Below are 24,103 nucleotides of genomic sequence, written 5' to 3' on the forward strand. Positions count from 1 at the left end.
AGATGCGTTTAACAAATATTATAGAAAAAGATTATGATCTGATAAATTTTATTTCTAATGTTAGCAAAGTAAAAAATTCTTTAATCACCGGAGCAAATGCCGGTGCTTTTGACTTGCTTTTATGCCAAATAGTAAAGACTTTGAATGAGCCGTTAATTTTGCTTGAGGAAAACGAAAATAAGGCGCAAAAAATATACAGTGAATTAGATGCTATTATGCCTGAAGAGAGCATACAAATTTTTCCGGTTGACGCATCAATTGCAACTCAAACTGCTGTCACTTCACCTGACGAATTAAGCAGCCGCATTCAAGCACTTAATTTTTTACTAAGTCAAAAACCGGGCATTATCGTTGCCACACCTCAGGCATTGCAATACAAGTTGTCTGCTCCGGAAAAATATAAGGAAGCAAGACGCAAATTCGTTTCAGAGAATGAATATGACCTGGCTGAACTTACTAGCTGGCTTGTGCAAGTAGGATTTCACCGCGAAAATCTGGTGGTTAAACCAGGAGAGTTTGCGTTACGAGGAGATATTTTAGACATATATCCTCTTGATAGAGAAAACCCTGTTAGAATTGAATTTTTTGGTGATGAAATTGATACCATTAAGGAATTTGATTTAACTAGTCAACGTAGTCAAAAGCAAATTGACCAATTAGTTGTAACTGCCGCCCAAGATCGAGTTTTTTCAGCTAATAATTTCAAACAAGCAGCACAAAAGATAAGAAAAGCTATAGCAGATTCTCCTGCACCTGAAAAAAATGTTAATAATCATTTTTCAGAATCCCTAGATGATTTGGAAAATGGGTCTTTACCGCAAAATTACGCTTTTTTGGCAGATTTTTTAATAGCTGAACCTAAAAATCTATTAGATTACTTGTCAGATTCAGGAATAGTAATGCTGGATGACTGGCCTTTAATTGAGCAGTCTGTTAAGTCTGTCGATGAACAAAACGCAGGTTTCATTGACGATGAATTGAAAACAGGAGCAATGATTCCGGGACAAGAATTGCGCAGTGACTTTCATAAAAATTGGTCACAAGACAAACATAATCATATTTATTTTTCGTTATTTCAGCGCAGTATCGGCCGTATAAAACTAGGACAGTTATTTGATTGGCAGACTAGAGAACCTCAGCAATTTTTCAGCCAAATGCCTTTGATCAAGTCGGAAATAGAGTCATATCAGAAAAAAAATCAGACAGTAATTTTACAAGCCGATAACAGCAAAAGAGCCAAACAAATTAGTCAAACAATGGCTGAGTTTGGCATGGATGTCCCCATCGTACAGTCAAATAATTTAGTGGAAAATCAAACTCAAATTAAGGTTGGCGGTTTTGCCAGCGGCTTTAGTTTGCCTAATAATAATCTGGTTTATTTAACTGAGCGAGAACTTTTTAATAAGGTAACTCACCATAGTCGACGAATCAAAACTATGGAGAATGCTCAAAGATTAAGGAGTTACACTGAACTAAAGCCAGGAGATTATGTTGTTCATGTTAATCACGGAATTGGACGTTTTGAGGGAATAAAGACCTTAGAAAATAATGGTGTAAAAAGAGATTATATTACCATTACTTACCAGCACGGTGATCAGTTATTTGTTCCAGCAGATCAACTAAAACTGGTGCAAAAATACGTTTCTTCAGAGGGCAAGAGACCACACGTCAATAAACTTGGCGGTAGTGAGTGGGCTAAGACAAAAAGCAGGGTCCAATCTAAAGTTGAAGATATAGCCGATGACTTAATTGATTTGTATGCAAAAAGAGAATCAGAAAAGGGATTTGCTTTTTCAAAAGACGATGACCTGCAGCGACAATTCGAAAATGCTTTTCCTTATGTTGAAACGCCTGATCAGTTGCGCTCAATTAAAGAAATTAAGCACGATATGGAGCAGGAAAAACCGATGGATCGTTTGCTTGTGGGGGATGTAGGCTTTGGAAAAACAGAAGTTGCTTTAAGAGCAGCATTTAAGGCAATAGAAGATAACAAGCAAGTGGCGTTTTTAGTACCTACAACAATCTTGGCGCAACAGCATTATGAAACGATTCAGGACAGGTTTAAAAATTTTCCTGTCAATTATGCTGTTCTCTCTCGCTTTCAAACACCTGCTGAAGCTAAAAAGATAACAGAAGGATTGAAACAAGGCAAAATTGACTTAGTGGTGGGTACGCACCGATTGCTTTCAAAGGATGTAAAATTTAAAGACTTAGGGTTGCTCATTGTTGATGAAGAACAAAGATTTGGCGTGAAGCATAAAGAAAGGCTAAAAGAACTGAAAGCAAATATTGATGTTTTAACCTTGACTGCAACACCAATTCCACGGACTTTGCACATGTCAATGATTGGCGTGAGAGACTTGTCAGTCATGGAAACTCCACCATCCAATCGTTATCCTATTCAAACCTACGTGATGGAACAAATACCGAGTGTAATTAAGGAAGCTTGTATGAGAGAAATTGCGCGCGGTGGTCAAGTTTTTTACCTGCATAACCATATCGGTGACATCGATGACGTAGTAACAGAATTAGAGAATCTAATGCCAAGTGCTAGAATTGTTAGTGTCCATGGCCGTATGAGCAAAAATCAAATGGAAGATATTTTGTATCGGTTTTTAAACAGAGAATTTGATATTTTAGTTACTACAACAATCATCGAAACTGGTATTGATATGCCTAATGTCAATACTATGTTGATTGAAAATGCAGATCACTATGGTTTAAGTCAGCTTTATCAATTGCGTGGCAGAATCGGACGCAGTGCTCGTTTAGCATATGCTTATTTTTTATACCAGCCTAACAAAGTATTAACAGAAGTCGGTGAAAAAAGATTGGATGCTATTCGCGATTTTACTGAACTGGGTTCCGGTTTCAAAATTGCTATGCGAGATTTATCAATCCGTGGAGCTGGCAATATGTTAGGTGCACAGCAGCATGGCTTTATTGACAGCGTAGGTTACGATTTGTACTCTCAGATGCTGTCTGATGCAATTAAAAACCGTAAAAGTAAAAAGAAAGTTAAAAAAAGTAATGCTGAAATCAATTTAGGACTCGAAGCATATATTCCTGATGACTACATTAGCGACCAGGAGGAAAAAATAGAGTTTTATAAAAAGATCAAAACGGCTGGTACTGATGATATCGAACAAATTCAAGATGAATTAATTGATCGTTTTGGCAATTATCCTGAGCCAGTTGAAAATCTGCTAGCTGTTTCACAACTAAAAGCTGAAGCAGATTTGGCTCAAGCACGCAACATTACTAAAGTTAATGATCATGAGGTAAAAGTTGAGTTTGCTAAAGAGGCGTCTAGTGAATTGCAAGGTCCAAATATTTTCAAAGCCCTAGAACATGTATCATATAAGGTTAAAATCAGTCTCTCTCCAGTTAAGAGACTAGTTGTATTGCTGGAATTACCCGAAAACATAAATCACCGGCAACTATTTGCTAATTTAGTAACATTTATGTCAGCAGTCAGTGATATCATACAAAAATAAGGAGAAAGAAATGAGAATTGATAAATTTTTAAAAGTTTCAAGATTAGTTAAAAGGCGTCCAATAGCTAAAGAAATGGCAGATCAAGGTCGAATCAAGGTAAATGACCATGTAGTAAAATCCAGCTACGATGTTAAAATTGGAGATATTATTGAAGTTGGATATGGCTCGAAAGAAGTCAAAGCAAAAGTCTGCGCTATTAAAGAAACTACGAAAAAAGCCGAAGCAAGTGAACTATACGAATTGATAAATTAGTTTTATCTTTAATGACATTTATAAGTGGTCTTGTTATAATTAAAATAATATTTGTTTTGGTAATAGAGGTCAAAATTATGAACGGTCCACGGATATATAATTCACTTAGTCCAGAAGAGCAGGTTGCTCGTCTGAAACGTAAACAGGAAAAAAGAGAAAAAGAAGTACATCGTGTTAGGCGAAATCGTATTATCGCAGTTTTTGTAGCTATTTTCGCATTTTTAGGAGTACAAATTGGAGTTAGTCATGCTCAAACTGAGCATATTAATAGTCAAGTACAAACTTCTAAAAAGGCTCTTAAAAAAATAAACAATCAAAAGCAGGTTTTGATAACAAAAAGAAACGATTTGAAAGATACTGATTACGTGGCTAAACTAGTGCGGTTCAAGTTTTTGTATTCTAAACCAAACGAAACAATTTACAATTTACCTGAAGGAAAAAATAATAATTAATGAAATACCAAGTTGGACAGAGAGTGACAGGAACTATTAATAACATTAATGACTTAGGCATTTTTGTTACGCTTTCTCATCATAAGACGGGGTTAGTTCACCATAGTGATTTTGGCAATAATTGGCTGCGTGAAAAGAATAATTATCATATTGGTGAACAGATACGACTAGTAATTATTCATAACTATAAAGGTAAAATTGGACTCTCTAAAATGAGAGTTAATGATCCCGATTTAATTGATCATACTAATTCTTTTTCAGACACTAAAAAAGCTGATTTTACCAGAGTATTGTCTACAACAGTATCTGATGCTAAAAAAGAAATCAAAAAATTAGAAAAAGATTTGATTAGTTATGCAAATTGATAACTTTTTTAAAGAAAATCATTTGCCATTAACCGGTAAAACCCTTGTTGTTGCAGTTAGCGGAGGACCAGATTCTTTAGCCCTGCTTGATCTGCTTTATCAAATAAAGAAACGATATCATTTTAAGTTGATATCAGCCCATTTAGACCACCAGCTCAGACCTGATTCTTTGGAAGAGGAAAAAGTGATCTCTGCGTACTGCGTGAATAAAGGCATTCAGTCAGTTAACGGAATTTGGCCTCAAAATTTACATCCTGCTACTGGGATAGAAGCTGCTGCCAGAAAGTACCGCTATAATTTTTTGGTAAAAGTGATGCAGCAACATCAGGGCGATTACTTATTAACAGCACATCATATGGATGATTTGCTTGAGAATATTTTGCTCAAGTTTATACGCTCTGGTAATCCTAACGAAATGAATAGTTTAAGGGCAGTTGGCAAAGTTCAAGGCATGACTTTATTAAGGCCACTTTTAAGTGAGAAAAAAGAGGACTTATTGTTATACGACCAGAAACGACAAATATCTTACGTGATTGACAAGACTAACAACGAAGATGACACTCTGCGAAATAAGTTGCGGCACCATGTAATTCCTTTGCTCAAAAAAGAAAACAAGCAAGTAGGTCAAAATGCTCTTAGGTTTAGCGAACAAGTCAGTTTGCTAACTACAATAGCAAATAAAAGTTTTGCTCAATTGCAGCAACCGGAACCATTTTTAGGTATAGCTTACCGTTTGCATATAAGCACATTAGAAGGTTTGACCAGTGATGAGAAATGTGCTTTTTGGCAGAACTTTATTTGGCATAAATGGCATGAGCGCGTTAATAAGAATTTAGCCAATTTCACTTTAGTTGTGTATCAAGGCTTTTTTTATCTTTTTAATGAATTACCTTCTTTACCAATATTCCAAAAAGTCGATGTGGGTCAAAAGTTTTCTTTTAATAATCGTAAATTTTTGATTTCACTAAAGCCAGAAAAGTCCCAAAAATTAATTGGCCAATTTGTTGCAGAAAATCAAAAACAAATTAGGGTAGGTCCAATCAAACCTGGGGCGAAATTGTTACTGAAAAATGGCAATCATACAAAAAGTAAGAAGAAATTTGCTCAAAGTAGTATTCCAAATATATTGCGCCCCTATTGCTTAACTATTTATGTTGGTGATAAAGTCGTTTTTATTGAAAAAACGTATTCTAATCAGTTGGTCAGTTCAAATGATACGAATTACTTTTTGTACGAAGACATTTAATAAGAAATTTTAAATTATTAGAGCACAATCTAAATTTGTGATAAACTTTTATTCGTATATCTCTAGAAACTTTGTGGAGGTTTTTTATGAAAAATAACCGGAATCGGCTGTTTTCAAATGGTCTTTTCTATATAGTTGTTTTCCTCTTGCTATTAGGAGGAATCAACTGGGCACTTGGTGGATCAGATAATTCTGGTAGCAGTGAAAATATTAGCTACTCCGAATTTGTCAGTGATTTGCGCAAAGGAAAAGTTAAGAATTTTAACGTTCAGCCTGCAAATGGTGTTTATACTGTTTCAGGCAGTTATAAGGAAACACAGGAAAGTAAAAGCCAGTCAAAAAACAGTTTTGACTTTTTTAACGGCAATTCAGGATCAAAAGTCTCGCGTTTTTCAACTACAATGTTGCAAAACGATTCGAGCGTTTCTAATGTGCAAGAATTAGCTCAGAAGAGCGGCACTAAGATGACGACTCAAGGGGAGTCACAGTCTGGAAACTGGATTTCTACAATTGTGATGCTTGTACCGACTATTCTCTTCATCGTTATGCTTTGGATGATGGTTAGCCAAAGTGGCGGTGGCCGAGGTGGCAACGGTGGAATTATGAACTTTGGTCGCTCTCACGTTAAACCTGAGGATCCCAAAAAAAATAAAGTTCGTTTTTCCGATGTTGCTGGTGAAGAAGAAGAGAAGCAGGAATTAGTAGAAGTGGTTGAATTCTTAAAGAATCCAGCTAAATTTACCAAACTTGGTGCTAAAATTCCGTCTGGTGTTTTACTTGAGGGTCCTCCGGGTACTGGTAAAACGTTGCTTGCTCGTGCCGTAGCGGGAGAAGCAAATGTACCTTTCTTCTCAATTTCAGGTTCTGACTTTGTTGAAATGTTTGTTGGTGTTGGTGCTAGTCGTGTACGTGACCTATTTACTAATGCCAAGAAAAATGCTCCAAGTATTATTTTCATTGACGAAATTGATGCCATTGGTCGTAGACGTGGTGGCAACGCTAGTGGCGGTGGCAATGATGAACGTGAGCAAACTTTAAACCAGTTGTTAGTTGAGATGGACGGTTTTGAAGGTAATGAAGGCGTAATTGTTATTGCGGCTACTAACCGTTCCGATGTCTTGGATCCAGCCCTGCTCCGGCCTGGCAGATTCGACAGAAAAATCTTGGTTGGAACTCCTGATGTTCGCGGTCGTGAAGCTATTTTACGTGTTCATGCCAAGAATATGCCGTTGGCTGATGATGTTGACTTAAAGGAAATTGCTCGCCAGACGCCAGGTTTTGTCGGTGCAGACTTGGCTAACTTACTTAACGAAGCTGCCCTTCTTGCGGCAAGACGCAATGGTACAAATATTACTGCTGCAGATTTGGATGAAGCAGAAGATCGTGTTATTGCCGGTCCTGCTAAGAGAAATAGCTTGATTTCTCAAAAAGAAAGACGTCGAGTTGCTTTCCATGAAGCAGGTCACTCTATTTGCGGGTTAGTTTTAAGTGATTCAAGAACAGTTCGTAAAGTAACTATTGTGCCTCATGGCAGGACAGGTGGTTATAACTTGATGTTGCCTAAAGATGATCAATTCCTGTTAACCAAGAAACAGTTAATGGAACAAATCGTTGGCTTAATGGGTGGACGTGCTGGTGAAGAAGTAGTAGTTGGTGATCAATCAACTGGTGCTTCCAACGACTTCGAGCAAGCAACACAAATTGCTCACAGTATGGTAGTTAATTACGGAATGACAGACTCATTAGGTATGGTAGAACTGGAAAAAGAAGGCGAAACCAATCCGTACGGCTTTAAACCTTATAGTGAGGCAACTTCTGCTAAAATTGATGAAGCAGTTAAGAAGTTACTTGACGAAGCTCACGCTAAAGCAGTTGAGATTGTGAAAAATAATCGCGAAAAACATCGCATTATTGCTGAAGCTCTGCTTAAGTATGAAACTCTAGATGAAAAGCAGATTATGTCTCTTTACACAACTGGAAAGATGCCAGAAAAAACTGAGCAGGAATATCCTAGCGAATCGAAGGCTTCAACTTATGAAGAGGCTAAAGCTGCTGCTGAAAAGAAAGAAAATCATTCTCAGAAAAAGAATATCGTAAATTCTGAAAAAGCACAGGAAGAAAGAGATAACTCTTTAGAATCACCTGCACAAAAGAACGAAGAAGCAGAGGAAAGTAATCCTGAGAATCCGGAAAAGAATGAATTTCCAAAAGAATCAGAGCTAGATAAAGAAGAAAAAGAGCATGAGTTAAATTCTTCAGAATCTAAAAATGAAGATTCTACCGGAAAGCAAAATTCTAATGATACTGATCAGTCACCTAGTGAAAATGATCATCCTCAAGAGTAATATTTAATAGGGCCTACAATTAGGCTCTATTTTTTTAGGAGAATAAAATGAATGATTATTTAATCAAAGCAATTGATAAATCGAAAAACTTACGTCTGTTAACAATAACTGCAAAAGGTTTGGTTCAAGAGGCACAAACTCGTCATGATACTTGGTCAGCTTCTTCTGCCGTTCTTGGACGTAGTTTACTTGCAGGGGTTTTACTAGCTGGCGCGGAACTTACCGATAAGGAAGAACTGACTATCAGACTATTAGGTAATGGACCTGTAGGTTCTACGATTGTGACGGCTAAATCAGATTTAACTGTTAAGGGTTATGTTAAAAATCCTCACATTGCATTACCACCAAAAAAGAATGGTCATATTGATGTTAAAAAAGCAGTTGGCGAAGGTTGGCTTGAAGTTACTAAAGACTTGGGCTTAAAGGAGCCATATACGGGTCAAGTACCTATTGTTTCTGGTGAAATTGCTGAAGATATTGCCTATTATTTAACAAAATCAGAACAAATACCTTCAGCTGTTGGTTTATCTGTATTTGTCAATCCTAATAATACTATTGGAGAAGCAAGTGGATTCATGCTTCAAGCATTGCCTGGTGCTTCAGACCAATTAATTACGAAAACAATTGATAGAATCAACAATTTACCTGCACTTTCTACAGCCTTTCTGGATGGCCTGACTCCTGAAAAATTAGCAACCATGATTTTAGGCGATGACTGTAAGATTTTAGAAAAAGATGAAGTTGCTTTCAAGTGTGATTGTTCTAAAGAAAAGTATGGTAAGATTTTAGGAACAATGAAAAAAAGTCAAATAGAAGCCATGATAAAAGAAGATCACGGAGCAGAACTAACTTGTAGTTTTTGTGGCAATAAGTACCATTATTCTGAAGAAGAATTAAAAAATATTTTGACTAAAATTAATTAATAAGTTATCGTCATATTAGTGATAAGTATGTTTTGGTTTATTTTAGTTAGAATTTTGAAGGGAAAGAAAATTGGTTGGGAAATATCTACGACAGGTAATTAATAGAATTAGAATACCAAAAATAGCACTTTTTTGCGTGTTTCTTTTTCTTGCCTATGCCGTGTATTTTGCACAACCGTATTTGATTACTGAATTATTTCAGGCCCATTTAAGCACAAATTGTCAAATATTATTAGTACTCGCCCTGGCTGTCTCTTTGATGATGATGCCGTTAATAAATAGTTGTAATAATTCATTTATTCAGGCTGTAAGAAAGTTTTCTAAACAAATTTTATGGGAGTCAGTTGTTAATAAGCCTTTTAGCTACTTTTCTGATAAACCAGTGGGAAAGGTTCAAAGCTACATTAAAGATGTTTCATTTGCATGTCGAGAGTTGGAGCAATCCGGACTAGGAGTTGTAGTGCAAATGTCTGTTATGCTTATTATGTACACAATAATGTTAAGTATACAAAATATCTTTGTGGGTTTTTTATATTTATTTTTCTTTGTTAGTTATATGTTGATTTCGGTGTGGATGGCGCGAAAAAATAGGGATAATGTTGCGGCATCATTAAAAAGTGCTTCAAAAGTCAATGAATATATCATTGATTATTACAGTAACATAGAAACGATTTTAGCAACTAATTCTAAAGACTTTGAAGAACAGAATATGGATAAAATCTTGAATGATGAACAAAACACTTTTATCAAAGTTCAAAAAATTACTAACGAAGCTTCTCTGTTCCAGCAATTTTTAATTGTGATTTTGGCATGCATTATTACGGTTTTAGGGCAATTTTTAATTGGCACTAAAGAAAATCAGGCACTCTCTTTGATCCTGATTCTGTTATATTCTATTGTTAATTTGTCTGGTTTTGGCACCCAGTATTTAGCGATTGAAGAATTTCTCAACAGAATTCGTTCTGGTCTGTCGGAACTGGAATACGGGAAAAATGCGGCTAAAAATTTGTCAGCTTTTAAGTTTGATCAAAATGCAAAAACAATTGCTTTTAAGCAAATCAGCTATTCCTATAAAAATAAGCAAGACGTTTTCCAAAATTTGGATTTAGAATTTAAAAAAGGTAAAATGACTGCATTAGCAGGACCAAATGGAACTGGTAAAAGTACGCTGCTTAAACTTTTAACTGGTTTCTATCAACCACAATCCGGACAAATTATTTTGCCTTTTGCCAAGCAGCCGAAATTATTATATTTACCTCAGAGTGCTCAATTATTTAATCGCTCAATTATGGCTAACATTTGTTATCCAAATAATAAAGTTGCAATTGAAGAAGTCTTCAAATTGATTGAAGAAATCAATTTAAAAACATTGATTCATACTGAAAAAGACTTAACAGCTAAGACACCTGGAGATTTTAAAAATAAAATTTCTGGTGGCGAAAAGCAAAAAATTTTATTTTTAAGGGCAATTGTATCAAACCCACAAATAATACTGCTAGATGAATTTACCAGTAATTTAGATGAAAATACAATCACTATTGTTTACCGAATGATAAAAAAATATTTACCGAATGCTACAATAATTAGTGTTGTACACCGTTTTGCAGAATTGAAATATTATGATGAAGTTGTTAATCTTAAAAAAGACTAACTTAAGTTTCAACCAAATAGCATTATAGTTCACAGGTTTTTTAAGATTAAAGATGCGGTCAGCACCAATTTTGCTATAATGAAAGAGATGAATGAAAAGAAAAGGAGAAAATTAAATGCTGAATGTGTATATTGTTCGTCACGGCCAAACAGATACTAATAAAACTTTTGGTATTAACGGGTCAGGAACAAATCTACCACTGAATGAAAAAGGTAAAAAACAGGCAGAAAATTTAAGAGATAGTTTTGATATTAATAAAATTGATTGTGTGTATAGTAGTCCTTTAAAAAGAGCCCGTGAAACTGCAGAAATTCTAAACCAGGGAAAGCATGAAATTATTGTTGACGACCGTTTAACCGAAATGAACTACGGCAACTGGGATGGTCAAGATGTACAAGATATAATTGAAAAATATCCTCAAGTATTTGATGAATTAGGCTATTTTAAAGAAAATTATAGTGATTATTGTACAGGAGAAACATACCAACATTTAGCAAATAGATTAATGGATTTCTGGCATGACTTAATCAATAATCACAAAGACGAGTCAGTTTTATTGGTCTTTCACGGAACAGCTTCTCGTTCATTGGTTCAGAATGTTTTAGGCATCCCCAAAATAACTTTGGTTGGTGAAATACAAAATGCTGGTGTAATTAACATTTCAGTTGATGAAGCTAGCAAAAAACCGTTTTTGCGTTATTATAATAGAGTTGCACCTGGAAAATTTTTTATCGAAAAGTAATTAAAGATTTATATAGATATCAAGGGTTAACTTTTTATTACGAAAAGTACCATGAATTTTGCTTATAGAATCCTTTTTGTTAAGATATTATGGTGTTTTGAAAGGGTGATTTAGTGGATAATAGTTGGAAAATTCGTGATATAACTATTCCCAATCGTGTTGTGGTTGCTCCAATGGCTGGAGTTTCAAATTCTGCTTTTAGAATGATTTGTAAGGAATTTGGGGCTGGGTTAGTTGTTTGTGAAATGATCTCGGATCATGGCATCATTTATCGTAATAAGAAAACTATGTCAATGATGAAAGTCGATCCGCGAGAACATCCTATGAGTATTCAAATATTCGGTGGGACTGAGGATACATTACTTGAAGCAGCACAATATATTGACCAGCATACTGCTGCAGATATTATTGATATTAACATGGGATGTCCGGTTCCCAAGGTTACTAAAACAGATGCAGGTTCTAAATGGCTCCTTGATTCTAATAAAATTTACCAAATGGTGCATAAAGTTGTACAAAATGTGCAAAAGCCAGTTTCTGTGAAAATGCGCATTGGCTGGGATCGCAAGCATATTTTTGCAGTTGAAAATGCTTTAGCTGCTCAAGAAGCAGGTGCCAGCATGATCGCAATGCACGGCAGAACCCGTAAGCAAATGTACATGGGAGAAGCTGATTGGGAAACGTTGCATGATGTAGCTCAAGTGCTAGATATTCCTTTTGTTGCTAATGGCGATGTTGCAACACCAGAACTGGCAAAGAAGGCGCTTGATGAAATCGGATCAACTGCAGTTATGGTTGGTCGTGCGGCATTAGGAAATCCTTGGATTATTAAGAACATGGTGCACTATTTGGAGACTGGAGAGAAACTTGCACCACAAACAGTGCGTGAACGTGTAGCAACTGCCAAGCACCAGCTTAACGGATTGGTTAAATTAAAGGGGGAAAAAATTGCTGTACCTGAATTTCGTCAACAAGCTGCCTATTATTTAAAGGGAGTTCCCCGCTCTGCACGTACTCGTGCTAAAATAAATGAGGTTTGGACAGCACAAGAAGTTTATGATTTGCTTGATAATTTTGTTGCAGACTATGAAAAAAGACAAAAGCAAAAGGCTGCCAGAAGTGAAGTTAAATAATAATGGAGGAAATATAATTGGCTAAAAATGAAATGAATGACCAATTAATTGTTCGACGCCAAAAATTAGATGAATTAAGAGAGAACGGCATCGAACCTTTTGGAATGAGAAAGTTTGATCGACAAGATTTAGCTCGGTCATTGAATAAAAAATACGCTCAAGATGACAAAGATGAACTGAATGAAGAATTGCCTAAGACTAAAATAGCAGGTAGAATGCTGGCTAAAAGAGGTAAGGGCAAAGTTGGATTCGCTGATTTATATGATCGCACAGGTAAAGTACAGATTTATGTTCGTAAAGATATTGTTGGCGAAGATAACTACAAGATTTTCAAGAAGTCAGATATCGGTGATTTCTTAGGTATTGACGGTGAAGTTATGAAAACTGACACGGGCGAATTGACAATCCGTGCTACTCATGTCACCTTTTTATCAAAGGCTTTGCGTCCTTTGCCTGAAAAATATCACGGCTTGAAAGATGTTGAACAAATTTATCGCCAACGCTATCTCGATTTAATTACCAACCGTGAAAGTTACGAGCGTTTTGTAAATCGAACTAAAATTATCCAAGCTATCCGTGATTATTTAAACAGCAAGGACTTTTTGGAAGTTGAAACGCCTGTTTTGCATAATATTCCAGGTGGAGCAGAAGCTCGTCCATTCATTACTCATCATAATGCTTTAGATATTAACCTTTATATGAGAATTGCCCTTGAACTGCCATTGAAACGTTTGATCGTTGGTGACATGGAAAGAGTTTATGAAATCGGCCGTGTATTTAGAAATGAAGGTATTGATACTCACCATAACCCTGAATTCACCGAACTTGAGACTTACTGTGCCTATTGGGATTTTCACGATGTCATGGATGAAGCCGAAGGCATTATTCGTGCAGCTGCCAAAGTCGTATCAGAAGATGGTAAAGTTACTTATCAGGGTACAAACATTGATTTGGGCAAACCTTTCCGACGCGTTCATATGGTAGATATGATTAAAGAGAAGACTGGTGTTGATTTTTGGCAAAAGATGAGCGTTGAAGAAGCAACCAAAATTGCTGAAGACCACGATATTAAGGTTGAAAACTTCTGGAAAGTGGGTCATATCATCAATGCTTTCTTTGAGAAGTATTGTGAAGAAACAATTGTTGACCCAACATTTGTATATGGTCATCCAGTTGAAATTTCACCATTGGCTAAGAAAAATGTCGATGATCCACGCTTCACTGATCGTTTTGAAATCTACATCATGGGCGAAGAATATGGTAATGCCTTTTCTGAATTAAATGATCCAGATGACCAGCGTGAACGTTTTGAAGCGCAAATGGCAGAACGTGAAGCCGGAAACGATGAAGCTGATATGATTGATGAAGATTATTTGCGTGCTATGGAGTACGGCATGCCGCCAACAGGTGGATTGGGTATCGGAATTGATAGATTGGTGATGCTTTTGACAGATGCACCTGCTATTAGGGACGTGTTACTTTTCCCAACTATGCGTCCTGAGAAGGTTGAAGATATTGACCGTGAAGTTAAAGAAGATCTGAAGAAAAAAAGTAATTAAAAATAAGACCATTAATTTGGTCTTATTTTTTGTTTAAATTGAAAATCCCATGTATTTGTTATAGTCAATGATTTTTTCAAGCAACTTATCTTGAATAAGCTTATTACCAGAAAAATAAAAATACCAGTTTTGCAGTAACTTAAACCAAGAAATTATTCGAAACCAACTAATACGCTCGTCTTGATCAAGTTGACCATAGATTCGCTTGTTAAAGCAACTCACAAAAGAATTAAAATCACTAGCTGGTATTTTGCCAAAATAAACACCTTGAAAAAAGGCAAAAGCTAATCGTTGCTCCTCATCATCTATAAAGGGTCCTTGCATATTTTGAAAGATTGTTTCAATTATGGCAAAAATATCAGCAGTATTATTTGCCATAAAATCTGGATGACTAAAAGTGGAACCTAGAAAGTCGCTACCATGAGCAATGCTATGAGCCTAGCCCTTATCTTTAACATATCCGCGAAAGTCTTTTTCTGCCTTCAAATACTCCAATTAAAAATAGTATTTCGTTCAGTTGTATCTAAAATAGAATATTTTTTATCGTCCTCTAAAATTAGAGAACCCAGTAATGCACTGAATGTTCTGAGAAAAACTAAATCATTTTCTGGCTGTTCGATACCCTTAAACAGACTTTTTGAATTGATAAAACTGGTAACAATCTTTGCTTTCTGTTCTGATATAAGTGAACTTTCAAGAAAACCACGAGCAAAAAGCGTATAAACAACATCATCACGAAGATGTGGGTCAAGATTTCCGATATTTTGCAACATATAGTCGATTTGACTATCTTTAAAAGTGATTTTTCCAGAATCTAAATTAACCAGTTTTTCCAGTCCTTTTTGCAATTTTGTAGCCTCTTTTCTACACTAATGATTCTAAAATTTAATATTGTGTATAACTGAATAGTATCACTTATCGGAAATTATGTTTTAGAAATTCTCACAAGGTTAGTTTTCCTGTTAGGATGCTCATTTCAGCGATTTTTTTAATAAAAAAGGTTGCAAATTTAGATTGGTTTGCTATAATAATATCTGTCTTGCGGAAGTAGTTCAGTGGTAGAACATCACCTTGCCATGGTGGGGGTCGCGGGTTCGAATCCCGTCTTCCGCTCTCAAGAAAAAGACTCACCACTTTTGGTGAGTTTTTTTAATAAACGGGAAATAGCTCAGCTTGGTAGAGCGCTACGTTCGGGACGTAGAGGTCGCAGGTTCGAATCCTGTTTTCCCGATAAAGAAGATTTTGCCTTTATATCAGATAGCTTATACGCTGGTATAAAGGCATTTTTGTTTTTTCAAGTTTTCTGAAACTAGCTCAAAATGAACTGAAAAACTTCATATTAGACTTCATATTTTAAGCAGACGTGCAAGTGAGCTAATCTTAGATATTTAACTAAAATAGAATGGTTTCATAGTAAAAGGCGTTGATACATCGGTAATTTCAAGGAATAACAAGTAAATTGAAAGTTGTTCAGAAAATCAAAAAAGAGTTTTAATTGGAGTGTATATACTTGATAAACTCAATCGTAATATAGTGGAGAATATTGGTTATAAACAATTATGCTATTACGATTTAAAGCACACAGCGATTGATGAGTTTATTGGCAATTTTACTAGAGCTCAAAAAAGGATGAATCTTAACCCTTCATTTAGGTTACTAAAAAAAAGCCGCAATACTATTCTGTGTACTACAGCTTTTTTATTTAAGCCTTTACTTTAGACTAAATTTGCTTTAAGGAAAAACGTTTTGGTTTTTTAAGGTTTTCATTTTCAACAGAACATTCCCTCAATAGCTGTAACGGGTTTTTGCTGCAATACTACTCCTAATTGAACTCATCTCAAAACTTTTGTTGTTTTACATTCAGTTTATGTTTCATATCATTTCATTATCTATAGTTTTTTGTGCATAAAAATAGCCGAGTTATTAACTCGACTATATTATTTAAGTTTTACTCAACCTTTTTAAAACTCGTATTAAAGGTTTATTATTCTGAATCTGATTATTTCTATATTCATGTATAAGTTGTTCTTCTTGTTTACTTCTAGGCCTAGATGATTTTCTGATTTGTTCTTCAGAAGGAGAAATTAATCTAAATTTATTTTCCATGATGTTATCCTCCTACCTTCCTAATTCTACAAATTACCACAATTAAATTCAACTGTCTATTATTTTAAACTGTGGAACGTAAGTTATAAGGTAATTAAGCATATCAAAATCTACTATAACATGGTCCTTAATAAATAATTTGACGTTTTCTTCCGAATATTCATCATTAGCAATTTTAAGAGAAACGTTATAGAGCTGTTTTTCTAAGTCCGTTTTTGGCCCTAAATTAAAGATCAAAAAATTATTTTGCAAAAAGTCTACAGTTGCTAATAAAGCTGTTCTTTTGTTCCCATTGCTAAATGCCTGGTATCTGGCGATTGTATACCATAGACTAGCAGCTTTAGTGATTATTGTTGGTAGACGATTTTCTCCGAAAACAATTGAATTCTCAACTCTGTATAATAAGTTTTCAATTATGCCAGGCTCTTTTAAATAATAGTCACCGCTATATGATTCTTCATTAAAAATTTCTTGAGATTTAAAGTTTAGTTCACAAGTTCGTTTTACTGTTAAATAACTTATCGGCTGAGCTATAGCCAGTAACTTCTTTAAACCATTTAAAGTTGGAATTGCCATAATTGATGTACCATCTTCATTTGGCACTATCTTATTCCTATTGCTTTCGGTAGGTATTGGTTTCCACTTTTCTTTGGTAAGCAGTCCTTCACCAATTATTTCAGCAAATTCATTTAATTGCATTGTATTATCTTTTGCGTTGGGATCAAAAGGAAAAATTACAAGTCCATCATATTCTTGGTTTTTATAGTGAAATCTTTGCATACTGTTTCTCATATAAAAATTATATTATGTTCAAATTTTATCATTATCTTTAGGAAGCGTATTGGCATTATAACTTCTTCTGTTTAGTTCTCGAGTATAAATTCTTGTCACTAACCATTTAGAATCAACTCAAAGCAATAATATAAAAAAACAGCTATAAAAGCTAGTTTAATGAAATAAATATATTGAATTTTATTGAGTGAAAACAATACATTTATTTTTAGATTAGGGCAACATTTGTTAGCATAACCAGCTGTAATTAATTATTTTATAGTTTTTTAACTTAATGGTTAGTATTCTTCAATGTATGAAATATCTTATACGTTAGGAAAGGCTAAAATCGACTTCATATGTCGAAATTATTGCTATAATCGTTGGTATAAAGGTATTTTAAGAACTGAGTACAATATCTGTTTTCCCGATAATATGCAGTTACAATCTCATACTGATAATTTACTTTTTGCTAGTATGAAAATTTTTAGTTTGTGGAGGCTATAACAGACAACTTGTATACTTACATAAATATTATGTTGAAAAAATTATTTCTAATTTAAATAATAAAGGAGGATTGGGTCGCACGATGTGTCTGTCTTTGATATAATGATTTCAAAGTTTTTTGACAGTGAAGACTGTTTCAAACAGAATATTTTACAAATTGTCAAAAAGGTTTATAGTGTATACACGTCATTTTTAAAGGTGGTGCAATGATGAAAAAATCTTATACAACCAGTGCAAATCAAGTATTAGAAATTGCACGTGAACAAGCACAGAATTTTCATCATCGTTTAATTGGTACTGAACACGTACTACTTGCGATGGTAATTGAATCTGATGGTGAAGCCGGCAAGAATCTGCGGGCTTGGGGTGCAACACCGAAAGCGATTCGTGAAGAAATTGAACGTTATACAGGCTATGGTTCAGCTGGCAAAACCAGTTATATGCAAATGTCACCGCGCCTTAGCATGGTTTTGGCATACGCCGGCACTTTGGCAGAACGTGAAGGTTCCTCTAAAATTAGAACCTGCCACATTCTATTAGGTATGGTGCTCAATGAACAAATATTGGCGTCTGTAATACTGCGCAATTTAAATATTGATCTTGATGGTCTGCGTAATGACATTTTACACAGTTTAGGCGAAGACGAACAAGACATGGATGAAGGCGATCAATCTGATGACAATAATTGGTCCAGTTTTAACGGCTCTGAAGAAAGCACTAGTAGAAATTCAAGTACACCAACTCTTGATCAGGTTTCGGTCAATTTAAACAAGAGGGCTGAAAATGCTGAAATAGATCCAGTTATTGGCCGTGATCGTGAGGTAGCTCGAGTAATTGAAATTTTATCTCGGCGAAATAAAAATAATCCAGTTTTAATTGGGGAACCAGGAGTTGGCAAAACCGCTGTTGCTGAAGCAATAGCGACTGCAATTGTTGCTAAAAAAGTTCCACACGATTTATTAAAAAAGCAAGTGGTATCACTTGATTTAGGTGGTCTTGTTGCCGGCACTAAATACCGTGGTGAATTTGAAGATCGAATGAAAAAAATCATTAAAGAAATCACTGCAAATGGCAACATCATTCTTTTTGTAGATGAAATGCATACTTTGATTGGAGCAGGTGGAGCTGAAGGATCAATTGATGCGGCTAATATTCTAAAGCCATCTTTAGCTAGAGGCGATATTCAAATGATTGGTGCCACAACTTTTGATGAATATCAAAAATACGTTGAAAAGGATCAAGCATTAGCACGTCGTTTTCAAATTGTACGTTTAAATGAACCTTCTCGCACTGAAACGCTGGCTATTTTAAACGGTCTGAAGCCAAAGTATGAGAAATTTCATCACGTAAAAATATCACAATCTGCATTAGAAAATGCTGTTGATCTTTCAAGCCGCTACATTTCTGATCGTTACTTACCGGATAAAGCAATTGATCTAATTGATGAGGCTAGTGCTGCCGTTAAAATCAAGTCAGGAAAAGGCTCGAATAACCAATTGCTGCAAATTAATGACCAAATTGAAAAGGTTATTAGTGAAAAGAATCGTGCTGCCGTTAATCAGAACTTTGCAAAGGCTGCACAACTCCAGGAAAGACAAAATAGCTTACAAAGAAGGCAGGACAAACTATCGGCCAAATTCGATTTGGCAACTAATAAGAATGCCATAGTGCAACCAGAAGATGTTGCGAAAGTTGTTTCGAATTGGACAGGTGTTCCAGTTACCCAGATGAATCGTGATGAAACCAAGCACTTAGCCAACCTAGAAAAAGACTTGCATAAGAGGATTATTGGTCAGGAAAAAGCTGTTTCTGCTGTCAGTCGGGCAGTTCGCCGTAGTCGCAGCGGCATTAAAGATGAAAATCGACCAATTGGTTCCTTCTTGTTTTTAGGACCGACAGGTGTTGGTAAAACTGAATTGGCAAAAGCAATTGCCGCAGCCATATTTGGTTCTGAAAACAATTTAATTAGAATCGATATGTCAGAATATATGGATCAAATTGCTAACAGCAAGCTAATTGGTTCTGCTCCGGGATATGTAGGTTATGATGAAGGCGGTCAGTTGACTGAGCAAGTTCGTCGTCATCCATATTCTGTAATACTATTTGATGAAGTAGAAAAGGCGCATCCAGATGTATTTAATTTGCTGTTACAAGTTTTGGAAGATGGTTTTTTAACTGATTCCAAAGGACGTAAAATAGACTTTAAAAATACTATTATTATTATGACTTCTAATCTAGGATCCCGTTCACTATTTGAAACTAAGGCTGTAGGATTTAATGCTGATAATACTAGTCAAGTAAAATTACGTCAGGATCGCGTACGCGAAGCACTAAAGCAATTCTTTAGACCTGAGTTTTTGAATAGAATAGACGAAACAGTCATTTTTGATGAACTCAATCAAAAACAGTTACGTCAAATTGTTACTCTATTAACTCGTAAACTAATAGATCGCTTGCATAAACAGGGAGTTCAATTAAGAATTTCTCGTGCAGCACTCGATAAAATTGCAAAAGATGGTTATAATCCTGAAATGGGTGCAAGACCGCTGAGACGTGCAATTCAAAAGGATATTGAGGATGAAATTGCCACAATGTTAATCAAGGGTGATCTTAATAGTGGCGATATTCTTAAAATTGGTTGTAGTCATAATCATTTAAAATTTGATATTGATAAAGAAAATAACTTAGTAGGAGCGAAGTAAATTAATTGACACACTTGTAATAGTTTGTTATAGTAGTGCGTGATTAAAAGGCTGATTTTCAGGATTTTGCTGATCTATTGTCCAGCAAAATAATAATGGACAAAAACGACATTTGTTGTTTTTGTCTTTTTTATGCATAAAATTCCGGCTTTTTGAATTTGTAATCAAAATGTAATATTAGCTTTCTCTGACAGAAAGGGTGTTTTCTCCTTGTTAAACGGACACGTAGTGAATTTTGGCAAACATCGGACAAGACGTAGCTTTTCCCGCATTAAAGAAGTGCTGGATCTGCCTAATTTGACAGATGTTCAAACCGAATCATACCAATGGTTTTTGGATGAAGGTATTAAAGACGTTTTTGACGATATTATGCCAATTAGTGACTTTTCAGGTAAGCTTTCCCTGGAATATTTGGGCTATAAACTGCAAAAGCCAAAATATACTGTTGACGAAGCACGTGACCATGATGCAACTTATGCTGCTCCGATGCACGTGACTTTAAAATTAACTAATCAAAAAACCGGTGAAATCAAAACTCAGGATGTTTTCTTCGGTGATTTACCTTTAATGACTGAATCCGGTTCATTTATTATTAATGGTGCTGAAAGAGTTATCGTTTCTCAGTTGGTTAGATCTCCAAGCGTCTATTATTCTGGTGATTATGATAAAAATGGCCGTCAAATCTTTGGTACTACCGTAATTCCTAACCGTGGCGCCTGGCTTGAATATGAAACTGATGCTAAAAATGTATCTTATGTTCGCGTTGACCGTACTCGTAAATTGCCTCTGACAGTTTTAGTCAGGGCTCTTGGAATTGGCTCAGATGATGAAATTTTAGATGTTTTTGGCCAAAGTGATACTTTACAATTTACTTTGGATAAGGATGTCCATAAAAACCCCGCTGATTCTCGTGTAGCTGAAGCGTTAAAGGATATTTATGAACGTCTTCGTCCTGGTGAACCAAAAACAACTGATTCTTCAAGATCACTTCTTTATGCACGTTTCTTTGATCCACGTCGTTACGATTTAGCACCTGTTGGTCGCTACAAAGTTAATAAAAAGTTATCTTTAAAGAGTCGCTTATATGGTCAAACTTTGGCTGAAACGCTAGCAGATCCGGATACTGGTGAAATTATTGCGAAAAAAGGTACTGTTGTGACTCATGAAGTAATGGACACACTTGAAAAGTATCTTGACCGTGATGACTTTAAAATGGTTACTTACCAGCCATCTCAAGAAGGCGTGTTACCTGATCCAATTAACGTACAAGAAATAAAAGTTTACTCTAAAGTAAATCCAGAACGTGTTGTCAAATTGATTTCTAATGGTCATATTGATAAGAAAGTTAAATATCTGACACCGGCTGACGTTTTGGCATCAATTAATTATTTCTTCCTATTACAAGATGAAATTGGTACAACCGATGATATTGATCACCTTGGTAACCGTCGTATTCGTCGTGTAGGCGAATTATTGCAGAATCAATTTAGAATTGGTTTGGCTCGTATGGAACGTGTTGTAAGAGAAAGAATGTCAATTCAGGATCCTTCAACCGTTACACCACAACAATTGATTAATATTAGGCCGATTGTTGCCAGCATCAAAGAATTCTTTGGTTCATCACAATTGTCACAATTTATGGACCAGCATAACCCGTTAGGAGAATTAACGCATAAGCGTCGTATGTCAGCTTTAGGGCCTGGTGGTTTAACTCGTGATCGTGCAGGATACGAAGTGCGTGATGTTCACTATACCCAATATGGTCGTTTATGTCCTATTGAAACTCCTGAAGGTCCAAACATTGGTTTGATTAACTCACTGGCTACATATGCAGTGATTAACAAATACGGTTTTATTGAGACACCATACCGTCGTGTTTCCTGGAAGACACACAAAGTTACTAACAAGATTGATTATCTTACAGCTGATGTTGAAGATAACTATATTATTGCTGGTGCTAATACTCCACTTAATCCAGACGGTTCATTTAAAGATGATCTTGTTTTAGCACGTCATAAAGAAGATAACGTCGAAGTCAGTCCAGATAAAATTGATTACATGGACGTTATTCCTAAGCAGGTTGTTTCAGTTGCCTCTGCATGTATTCCGTTTTTGGAAAACGATGACTCTAACCGTGCTTTGATGGGAGCTAACCAGCAAAGACAAGCTGCACCTTTGATTAATCCTCATAGTTCACTTGTTGGCACTGGTATGGAATATCGTGCGGCTCATGATTCAGGAGCTGCTGTTTTGGCAAAAGCTGCTGGTACCGTTGAATACGTTGATGCCAATACAATCAGAGTTAGACGTGATGACAGCACATTAGATAAATATACACTTGAAAAATATCGTCGTTCAAATAACTCGAAATCATATAACCAGACTCCTAACGTTAACTTGGGTGATAAAGTTGTAGAAGGTGAAGTTATTGCTAATGGTCCGACAATGGATCATGGTGAGCTGGCTCTTGGTCAAAACCCTGTTATAGCATTTATGACATGGAACATGTATAACTACGAAGATGCCATCATGCTTTCTGAAAGGCTTGTTAAAGATGATGTTTATACTTCAATAAGTATTGAAGATTATGAATCAGAAGCTAGAGACACTAAGCTTGGGCCTGAAGAAATCACCCGTGAATTGCCAAATGTTGGTGAAGATGCACTTAAAGATCTTGATGGTCAAGGTATTGTTCGTGTAGGTGCCGAAGTACATGACGGAGATATTTTGGTTGGTAAAGTGACACCTAAAGGTGTTACTGAACTATCAGCAGAAGAAAGACTTCTTCATGCTATCTTTGGTGAAAAAGCCCGTGAAGTTCGTGATACATCACTGCGTGTTCCTCACGGTGGTGGCGGTATTGTCCGCGATGTCAAAGTTTATACCAGAGAAAATGGTGACGAACTATCTCCAGGTGTCAATACATTGGTTCGTGTATATATTGCACAAAAGAGAAAAATCCAAGTCGGTGATAAGATGTCTGGTCGACACGGTAACAAAGGTACTGTTGCTGCAGTTGTTCCCGAAGAGGATATGCCATACTTGCCAGATGGTACACCAGTAGACATTTGTTTGAACCCAATGGGTGTTCCTTCACGTATGAATATTGGTCAGCTTTTGGAATTGCACCTTGGTCGTGCTGCAGCTAACTTAGGTATTCATGTAGCAACACCAGTATTTGATGGTGCTAGCGAAGACGATGTTTGGGACACAGTTCATAAGGCTGGTATTGATAAAGATGGTAAAACTGTTCTTTATGATGGACGCACAGGTGAGCCATTCCATAACCGTGTTTCTGTCGGTATAATGCATTATCTGAAATTAACTCACATGGTTGATGATAAGATTCATGCACGATCAATTGGGCCTTACTCATTAGTTACTCAACAACCTCTTGGAGGTAAAGCACAATTTGGTGGTCAGCGTTTCGGTGAAATGGAAGTTTGGGCACTCGAAGCATATGGTGCAGCTTATACTCTGCAGGAAATATTGACTTACAAATCAGACGATGTTGTTGGTCGTGTAAAAGCATATGAGGCAATTGTTAAAGGAGAAAGAATTCCTAAACCTGGTGTCCCAGAATCATTCCGCGTTCTTGTTAAAGAACTGCAATCATTAGGACTGGATATACGTGTTCTTGATATGAATCATAAAGAAATTGAATTGCGTGACATGGATGATGATTCAAATGAGCATTTGAATATCGACACCCTGTCCAAGATGGCGGAAGAGCAACAACGGAAGAAGTTAGCCGAAGAAACCGCTGATTCCGAAGATGATGAAACGGAGACAGAGGAATCTAATGTACCTATAGATCAATCAGACGATGATAATAAGATTTCTCAATAAGT

At 35.9% G+C, this 24,103-nt stretch carries 17 protein-coding genes and 2 tRNA genes; 15 read left to right on the plus strand and 4 right to left on the minus strand.

Translation table 11 applies throughout. The annotated features are described in order from the left end of the window. Window positions 1–2 precede the first annotated feature (2 nt). The 11 genes from mfd (at window position 3) to lysS (ending at window position 14,166) form a co-directional block, all read left to right on the plus strand. Window positions 3–3,497, plus strand: a complete 3,495-nt coding sequence (gene mfd, locus H3T43_RS04810; RefSeq protein ID WP_198213022.1) for a transcription-repair coupling factor — start codon at window positions 3–5, stop codon at window positions 3,495–3,497. 10 nt (window positions 3,498–3,507) lie between these two features. After that, the gene (locus H3T43_RS04815) at window positions 3,508–3,750 is read left to right on the plus strand and encodes an RNA-binding S4 domain-containing protein (RefSeq protein WP_034981430.1); all 243 of its coding nucleotides are present in this window, start codon (window positions 3,508–3,510) and stop codon (window positions 3,748–3,750) included. Between the two features lie 74 nt (window positions 3,751–3,824). After that, window positions 3,825–4,202, plus strand: coding sequence for a septum formation initiator family protein (locus H3T43_RS04820; protein WP_198213202.1), 378 nt, complete (start codon window positions 3,825–3,827; stop codon window positions 4,200–4,202). Further along, window positions 4,202–4,567, plus strand: coding sequence for a S1 RNA-binding domain-containing protein (locus H3T43_RS04825; protein WP_109586607.1), 366 nt, complete (start codon window positions 4,202–4,204; stop codon window positions 4,565–4,567). Before H3T43_RS04820 ends, H3T43_RS04825 begins: the two co-directional genes overlap by 1 nt. Beyond that, window positions 4,557–5,813, plus strand: coding sequence for a tRNA lysidine(34) synthetase TilS (gene tilS / locus H3T43_RS04830; protein ID WP_198213024.1), 1,257 nt, complete (start codon window positions 4,557–4,559; stop codon window positions 5,811–5,813). The genes H3T43_RS04825 and tilS overlap by 11 nt, the downstream gene beginning before the upstream one ends. Window positions 5,814–5,899: 86 nt before the next feature. Continuing rightward, window positions 5,900–8,158 (plus strand): ATP-dependent zinc metalloprotease FtsH, encoded by a 2,259-nt coding sequence (gene ftsH, locus H3T43_RS04835; RefSeq protein ID WP_187153877.1) that lies wholly within the window; start codon window positions 5,900–5,902, stop codon window positions 8,156–8,158. 47 nt (window positions 8,159–8,205) lie between these two features. Beyond that, entirely contained in the window at window positions 8,206–9,081 is an 876-nt protein-coding gene (gene hslO / locus H3T43_RS04840) for an Hsp33 family molecular chaperone HslO (RefSeq protein WP_198213026.1), read from the plus strand. A gap of 70 nt (window positions 9,082–9,151) precedes the next feature. Further along, entirely contained in the window at window positions 9,152–10,732 is a 1,581-nt protein-coding gene (locus tag H3T43_RS04845; RefSeq protein ID WP_198213028.1) for an ABC transporter ATP-binding protein, read from the plus strand. A 115-nt stretch (window positions 10,733–10,847) separates the two neighbouring features. Beyond that, a complete protein-coding gene (locus H3T43_RS04850) occupies window positions 10,848–11,474 on the plus strand; it encodes a histidine phosphatase family protein (RefSeq protein ID WP_198213030.1) in 627 nt (208 codons plus the stop codon). Window positions 11,475–11,587: 113 nt separating this feature from the next. Then, the gene (gene dusB, locus H3T43_RS04855; RefSeq protein WP_198213032.1) at window positions 11,588–12,607 is read left to right on the plus strand and encodes a tRNA dihydrouridine synthase DusB; all 1,020 of its coding nucleotides are present in this window, start codon (window positions 11,588–11,590) and stop codon (window positions 12,605–12,607) included. 17 nt (window positions 12,608–12,624) lie between these two features. Then, complete coding sequence (gene lysS, locus H3T43_RS04860) at window positions 12,625–14,166, plus strand: lysine--tRNA ligase (protein ID WP_198213034.1); 1,542 nt, start codon at window positions 12,625–12,627, stop codon at window positions 14,164–14,166. Between the two features lie 33 nt (window positions 14,167–14,199). Here the strand turns inward: lysS and H3T43_RS09545 are convergent, their stop codons facing one another. Together H3T43_RS09545 and H3T43_RS09550 are read right to left on the minus strand one after the other, a co-directional pair. Then, complete coding sequence (locus H3T43_RS09545; protein WP_198213204.1) at window positions 14,200–14,595, minus strand: DUF2785 domain-containing protein; 396 nt, start codon at window positions 14,593–14,595, stop codon at window positions 14,200–14,202. Between the two features lie 53 nt (window positions 14,596–14,648). Next, window positions 14,649–15,014: a DUF2785 domain-containing protein gene (locus H3T43_RS09550; protein ID WP_198213036.1), complete on the minus strand. Its 366-nt coding sequence runs from the start codon at window positions 15,012–15,014 to the stop codon at window positions 14,649–14,651. 193 nt (window positions 15,015–15,207) lie between these two features. Between H3T43_RS09550 and H3T43_RS04875 the strand changes: the two genes are divergently transcribed. Further along, window positions 15,208–15,279 (plus strand) — tRNA-Gly (locus tag H3T43_RS04875). A gap of 44 nt (window positions 15,280–15,323) precedes the next feature. Continuing rightward, a tRNA-Pro gene (locus H3T43_RS04880) sits at window positions 15,324–15,397 on the plus strand. A gap of 710 nt (window positions 15,398–16,107) precedes the next feature. Here the strand turns inward: H3T43_RS04880 and H3T43_RS04885 are convergent. Continuing rightward, window positions 16,108–16,272, minus strand: a complete 165-nt coding sequence (locus tag H3T43_RS04885) for a hypothetical protein (protein WP_156962767.1) — start codon at window positions 16,270–16,272, stop codon at window positions 16,108–16,110. Window positions 16,273–16,320: 48 nt separating this feature from the next. Continuing rightward, a complete protein-coding gene (locus H3T43_RS04890) occupies window positions 16,321–17,052 on the minus strand; it encodes a type II toxin-antitoxin system death-on-curing family toxin (RefSeq protein ID WP_198213038.1) in 732 nt (243 codons plus the stop codon). Between the two features lie 707 nt (window positions 17,053–17,759). Between H3T43_RS04890 and H3T43_RS04895 the strand changes: the two genes are divergently transcribed. Both H3T43_RS04895 and rpoB read left to right on the plus strand, forming a co-directional pair. Further along, a complete protein-coding gene (locus H3T43_RS04895; protein ID WP_198213040.1) occupies window positions 17,760–20,252 on the plus strand; it encodes an ATP-dependent Clp protease ATP-binding subunit in 2,493 nt (830 codons plus the stop codon). 210 nt (window positions 20,253–20,462) lie between these two features. Continuing rightward, complete coding sequence (rpoB, locus tag H3T43_RS04900) at window positions 20,463–24,101, plus strand: DNA-directed RNA polymerase subunit beta (RefSeq protein ID WP_034980491.1); 3,639 nt, start codon at window positions 20,463–20,465, stop codon at window positions 24,099–24,101. The last annotated feature ends 2 nt before the right edge of the window (window positions 24,102–24,103 follow it).

Source organism: Lactobacillus sp. M0396, assembly GCF_016101625.1.
Classification (GTDB): domain Bacteria; phylum Bacillota; class Bacilli; order Lactobacillales; family Lactobacillaceae; genus Lactobacillus; species Lactobacillus huangpiensis.